7 protein-coding genes are annotated in these 6,278 nt (G+C 48.6%); all 7 read right to left on the reverse strand.

The features are described 5' to 3' along the window. Positions 1-105: 105 nt before the first annotated feature. Complete coding sequence (locus CCE92_RS08925; RefSeq protein WP_088007177.1) at positions 106-822, reverse strand: response regulator; 717 nt, start codon at positions 820-822, stop codon at positions 106-108. An 11-nt stretch (positions 823-833) separates the two neighbouring features. Beyond that, a complete protein-coding gene (gene dcuS / locus CCE92_RS08930; protein WP_088007178.1) occupies positions 834-2,426 on the reverse strand; it encodes a DcuS/MalK family sensor histidine kinase in 1,593 nt (530 codons plus the stop codon). A gap of 27 nt (positions 2,427-2,453) precedes the next feature. Further along, positions 2,454-2,933, reverse strand: coding sequence for a 23S rRNA (pseudouridine(1915)-N(3))-methyltransferase RlmH (gene rlmH, locus CCE92_RS08935; RefSeq protein ID WP_088007179.1), 480 nt, complete (start codon positions 2,931-2,933; stop codon positions 2,454-2,456). Positions 2,934-3,023: 90 nt separating this feature from the next. After that, positions 3,024-3,188 (reverse strand): CxxH/CxxC protein, encoded by a 165-nt coding sequence (locus tag CCE92_RS08940; protein WP_088007180.1) that lies wholly within the window; start codon positions 3,186-3,188, stop codon positions 3,024-3,026. A 316-nt stretch (positions 3,189-3,504) separates the two neighbouring features. Beyond that, positions 3,505-4,719 carry a S1C family serine protease gene (locus CCE92_RS08945; RefSeq protein WP_088007188.1) on the reverse strand — a complete coding sequence of 405 codons (1,215 nt, stop codon included), beginning with the start codon at positions 4,717-4,719 and terminating at the stop codon, positions 3,505-3,507. A gap of 239 nt (positions 4,720-4,958) precedes the next feature. Further along, on the reverse strand, positions 4,959-5,747 hold the full coding sequence (locus CCE92_RS08950; protein ID WP_088007181.1) for an MBL fold metallo-hydrolase: 789 nt from the start codon (positions 5,745-5,747) through the stop codon (positions 4,959-4,961). A gap of 14 nt (positions 5,748-5,761) precedes the next feature. Beyond that, positions 5,762-6,278: two-component system regulatory protein YycI (gene yycI / locus CCE92_RS08955; RefSeq protein ID WP_175578085.1), on the reverse strand; the 517-nt coding region annotated here is incomplete at its 5' end.

Here is a 6,278-nt window from a genome sequence, read left to right on the forward strand (position 1 = left end):
AAGTAGACTAAAAACCGTTCACTTTGTACCTTTAGTAACTTTAAATACTTTTGAAATTAAAATAACCATTCCTTCCTATGTAAAAAAGCAGCCGAATTGACTGCTTTACAGATAGCGATCGATTTGGCCGCTCTTCGATTCATTCAAATTGTATTGATAAATCGGCCTTCCGACCCCATAAATTAATGTTTCTTCCAAATACCCGATTTCACTGAGGAATTTTAAGTACTTCCTAATGGAAACCTTGGAGATTTGAGCGGCATCTGCAATCTCACTGGTCGAAAAGGAGTCTGGAGCCTTGGAGAGAATTACATCGTTGATGATTGCTAACGTATTCTTCGTGAGGCCCTTCGGCAGTTCTCGTGTGTTTAGGATTTTCTCAGATCTGGAACTTGATTTGCGGAACAGGCGATCGATCTCGTGCTGATTGATTTTGTCTGTTCCCCTCAATCTATTGTGATACTGCTTATATTGTGTAAGCGCCTCCTCAAAACGTCCAAATTCAAACGGTTTGACTAAGTAATCGATCACACCGAGCCTTAAGGATTGCTGTATCTGCTGATTATCGGAAGTGGCGGTGATCAGTATGACATCAATATCCTGATTTTGCTCACGAATACGGGTGAGAAAATCAATTCCGTTCAGTCCCGGCAAATAAACATCCAACAGCATCAGATCGATTTTTGTCCGCGCCATATGAGCAACCGCCTCATCTGTATTTGCGGCCCTCCCGCTGACCGTAAATCCGTCAATCTGCTCCAAATAATTTTTATTCAGCTGAGCGACCATCGGGTCATCTTCAACGATCAGAACCTTGATCACATCTGTTCACCTCATAATTCATAAGGGATAATCACCGTAAAGACTGCACCTTGTTCCGGGCCGGAACTCACGTCAATCGAGCCCTCCATTTTTTCAACACTCTGCCTGGTCAGGTAAAGACCGAACCCGCGGTGATTCCCTTCCTTCGTCGAGACGCCTTTTTGGAAGATTTCCTCGTGTCTGTCCTGCGGAATTCCTTCACCGGTATCCGACACTTGAATGGTCAGTAACCCGTCTATATAAGACAGCGTGACATCAATCCGTTTCTGTCTGCTCTCCCGTACACTCTCCACGGCGTTATCCATCAGATTCCCGAGAATTGTAATCAGTTCATGGCTGTTCTCAGAATCCTTGAACTGCGGAATTTCCGTTTCACAATGGAGGGTCAGCTGCACATGAGATTCCCTGGCGGCACTCATTTTACCGATCAAGAAACCGGCAAGGACCGGATTCTTGATATAGCGCGTGATATTTTCCACTTCATGGGCCTGGTGATTGACCAGTTTACTGATGAAATGGTTCACTTCATCATAATTCCCCATCTTGATTAATCCGAGCAGCACATGCAGCTGGTTCATGAATTCATGGGATTGCGCGCGCAGCGTATCCGCATACATCTGCACCCCTGTCAGCTGCTCCGCCAGCTTGTTCACCTCAGTCTTATCGCGGAAAGTGGCAATCGCTCCGACCACTTGATCGTTGACTACTAATGGAACACGGTTTGTAATAATGGAAACCCCGTTAATTGTCTGCTCTTCATCCATTTCAGTTACCCCGTCAACCAGCACCCGATTCAGCATCGTACCTGGTAAAAAGTCGTTACTTTTCATCCCGACCGGTTCCTGATGCATTAAACCCGCCTTTTGGAAAATTTGCCTTGCGGATTTATTTACGAGGACAATTTTGTTTTCTTTATCAATCGCTATAATTCCTTCACGAACTGAGTGCAGCATCCGGTCCCGTTCTTCGTGGATACGTGCAATGGCATATGGTTCAAGGCCAAACAGACTGCTCTTTATATACTTGGCCAAAAGGAAAGCGCCGATAATCCCGACGGCCATGCCGAAAATCGATCCGAAAATGACCCGTTTATGACTTTGCTGAATCGAATCCTGAACAGCTTCCAGCGAAATACCGACAGCGACGGCACCAATCTGTTTATCGTTTTCATTATAAACAGGCGTGAATGCCCTCAGCGATTTCCCTAACGTCCCCATTGATGTTGAGATATATTCTTCCCCTTGCAGCACACGCTCCTCGTCTCCCCCGACGAAGTGTTTCCCGATTCGGCTGGCTACAGGATGTGACATGCGAATCCCGTTCATATCCATCACCACAATAAATAAAACATTGGACTTCTCTTGAATCGTCATGGCATACTCCTGAATACTGTCCGGATCCACTTCACCCTGCAGCCCTTCTTGAACAACTTGAGACTCTGCAACTGTCCGGGAAATGATTTTCGTTTTTTCCTCCAATTGATCTTGGATATTTTCACCTGTGTAGTCTGTGATGAGAAGATCCGTAATCAGCAGAGATACTAAAACAACGAGGCAGACCAGCAGTATAATGACCGTACTTAACTTCAACCGTGACTTACGCATGACATCCCGCCCCTATTTGCTTTACCGCTACTTATGATACGGTTCCCCCTTCATAATCCGGAACGCCCGATACACCTGCTCCAGCAGAATGAGCCGCATCAATTGGTGCGGAAACGTCATCAGACTGAACGACAGCTTTTCATCCGCCCGTTTCAGCACATCGGCATGCAGGCCGAGTGAGCCGCCGATCACAAACGTGATTTTGCTTTTTCCGTATGTAGCCAATCTGTCGAGGTCGGCTGCAAGCTGTTCGGATGACTTCATCTTTCCGTCAATCGCCAATGCAATGACGTGCGCGTCCGCTGGAATTTTGGAGAGGATCCGCTCCCCCTCCTTCTGCTTCACCAGCTCCATATCCGCTCCGCTCAAGTTTTCCGGCGCTTTTTCGTCCGGAATTTCGATTTCTGCTATTTTTGCATAAGCATTGAGGCGTTTTATATATTCACTGATTCCTTGTTTTAAATACTTTTCCTTCAGTTTTCCGACAGTCAAAATGGTGATATTCACAAGCTATCCACCTCTATTAAGTGTTTGTAAACAAGTTGCCCACAGAAGTTACGCACATATCCACAGGCAAATTCTATATATAGTGGCCGTTTATTTATCCGCCACAAGATAAATCGCAGCCGCTTCACAATACTCACAGCGTGTGGATAACTTTTCGTCTTCTGACAATTCTGTAAGGATCGGAAAGCTGCCTGTTTTTGCCGTTACTTCGTCCAAAGCCCGGTCTACATGGGTTTTACAGCATTTCTTTTTCAATTTTCATCCGCCTTTCCGGTTCTGAGAAATCCCCAAAGTTATACACAATTCCTTCTAACTTATCCACACCCTATTTTAACAGACTGCAAAGCCTTCTGAAAGCCGGATTCTCCAGCATTTAGATATCAACAGTTTTTAAAAGTTGTCCACAATGTGTGAGTAACTGTTTCTTTTCGGTGATTACTTTTCCTTGTTCGTTCCGTGATTCTACTGAAATAACATTTTTCTGCTTTTTATCTTAAGGCATAAAAAATCCGGGATCCCTCCACTAGGAAATCTCCCGGACTTCATTTTTTATTCCCAACGAAATATAGCTTTACATATTCGCACTGTCAGTCAGCACCAGCTCGAATTCAAGCTGTCTGCCATTCCGGTATGCGGTGACTGTAAGGGTTTCTCCTATCCGTTTTTCGTTATACAGGTGCTGCCTGAGCTCCAGCATGTTCGTTATGGGCTGTCCGTCCATGCTGACAATCACATCATACGGTTCCAATCCGGCAAGTGCCGCCGGTGTATCCGCGATCACGGATTCAACGACTACGCCATCGGTCACATCCGGCGGAAGGGCGAGTTCCGATGTACGATACGATTGAGGCACCGATGCGACATCGATCAGTGTGACTCCCATCGCTGGACGCTCGACGACGCCTGTATTCTCCAGAGAAGAAATGATCGGGACCGCGGAATTGATCGGAATTGCAAATCCGATGCCTTCGACAGAAGAAGTCGCGATTTTCATCGAGTTGATCCCGATCAGCTGGCCCTCCAGGTTGATCAGCGCGCCTCCGCTGTTCCCGGGATTGATGGCAGCATCCGTCTGCAGAACTTCCGCCTGCCAGTCAATGATGCTGTCCTGGTTCAGATCCACCGGCACAATCCGGTCCATCCCCGAGATGACGCCTGTCGTAATGGAACCGAAAAAATTGAGCCCGAGAGGACTGCCGATGGCGATGACGGGTTCTCCTAAAGTAAGTGAAGACGAATCTCCCAATTCAGCCACGGTCTCCACCTTGGCGGCATCCATCTCCAGTACAGCGAGGTCCGTCCAGATGTCACTGCCTAAAATACGGGCCGGTACTTTCGATCCGTCTGCAAGCGTCACTTCCACTTCCGTCGCCCCGTCGATGACATGGTGATTGGTCACGACGTATGCTTTGCCGTCTTTTTTCTTATAAATGACGCCGGATCCGGTCCCTGCCGATTGTGTCTCTTCCGATTCCGACCAGAAACCGCCAGCGGTCTGAAGGTTCGTGACGCCGACCACCGCACCGGCTGCCTTCGCCACCGCTTCAGTCACGTCCGTGGTGACAGTCGTCGCCGACTGCTGCAGGGCGGCCGCCTGTTCTTCATCAGCCACAACTTCTGCAGCTGATTCTTCTTCGGCTGGGGCAAGTTCCGGGAAAACAGCAAACAGCGCCCATACGAGAAGCGCGCCGGATAAAACCCCGCCCATGCCAGCGAAAAAAACACTTTTTTTGCTTTGTTTGCGGCGGGATCGCGGTTCGGTTGGAATGGGATCATAATAACCCATATCGATCATCCTTCCTTCATCTATCACTACAAGTTTATCACGCACAGGAATGACCTGCGAAATTTGCAGCCGTTCCTTTTCTATTCCCTTAATTCCGCTCATTTATCCACGGAATTTTTCGAGCAGGTCCAGTGCGGATGCGGCAGCTTCCGTCCGCCGGCAGAAAAAAAGACCTGCAGACCGGCCGCAGCCGATCTCCAAGCCTCCTCATCCGTTTCCGCAGTGCTTTTGCTGCACGATTAAACTTCTGCCAGTTCGGTCGGGATTTCAGCATCCGTATCGAAAAGGATGATTTGTTCACCGACTTCTATCCCTTTGGACTGCAGCGTCTGTTCGACGCTCATCCGGGCCAGGTCTTTCATGTTGTTATCACGGCTCAGATGGGAAAGATACATCCTTGCCGGCTGCTCGCCGATCACTTCGCTCATTGCCACAGCCGCGTCTTCATTGGAAACGTGTCCGACGTCGCTTAGGATCCGCCGTTTGACCGACCATGGGTAGCGGCCCATCTGCAGCATCCCGATGTCATGATTGCTTTCGAAGACAAATGCATCGGCTGAACGGATAATGCCCTTCATCCGGTCGCTTACATAACCGGTATCTGTAATCAGCGCCAATTTGCGCCGGTTTTCATGAAAAACGTAAAACATCGGGTCGGCCGCATCATGTGAGACAGCGAATGTTTCGATATCGATGGAACCGAATGTCTTCACCGTTTCCATATCAAAATGGAAACGCTGCCCGACCGGAATATCCCCTACGAGTCCATTCATGGCCGACCACGTCTTTTCGTTCGCATAGATCGGCAATTCATATTTTCTGGCGATAATTCCCAATCCTTTAATATGGTCGGAATGCTCGTGTGTCACCAGCACCCCATCCAAATCCCGCATGCTCTTGCCGATTTTCTGGAACAGGCCTTCCAACTTCCGCCCGCTCAGGCCGGCATCCACCAGAAATGAATGCTTCCCGTTTTCTACATAAATGGCATTCCCGCTTGAACCGCTTGCCAGAACGCTAAAACGCATATCTCTCTGTCTCCTCACTGTTGTGCTGCCGGTTCCGGAGGCGGGAGTTGAATAATGTCGCCTTCCACTGCGTTGACGAAATAATTCACCGCTGTGTCATCCGACAATTGGGCTTCCACCCGCCATGCCGGGACGAATGTATATATTCCGCCCTGAGATGACTGGGCCAGAACAGAATACGGGGCATATCCGAGAGACGCCTTGGTGATTTCTGTTCCGACCGGCAGCATATTCTGCTGGTATAAGTTCCGGATGGCCTGGATTGCGGTGATCAGCTTCTTTCCCTGGTCACCGGGATCGACTTCTGTAAGTTTCGCCTGACGGTAACTGTAGATTTCGTTGGTGTCAGGATACCAATGGACCGTGATCATCCCTTCTTCACTGTAAAAGAGGGGCAGGCCGTCCACGTCTTCAAACGTCTGGAAGAACACCGCTTTGTTCTGCTCCTCGTCCACATTCCAGAGGGTATAATCCTCACTGTCGGGAATGTATGCTTCGGCGAACGCTTCCAATTCTTCCGGCGTCGCTTCA

The organism is Indiicoccus explosivorum (genome assembly GCF_002167005.1).
GTDB classification, from domain to species: Bacteria; Bacillota; Bacilli; order Bacillales_A; family Planococcaceae; genus Indiicoccus; species Indiicoccus explosivorum.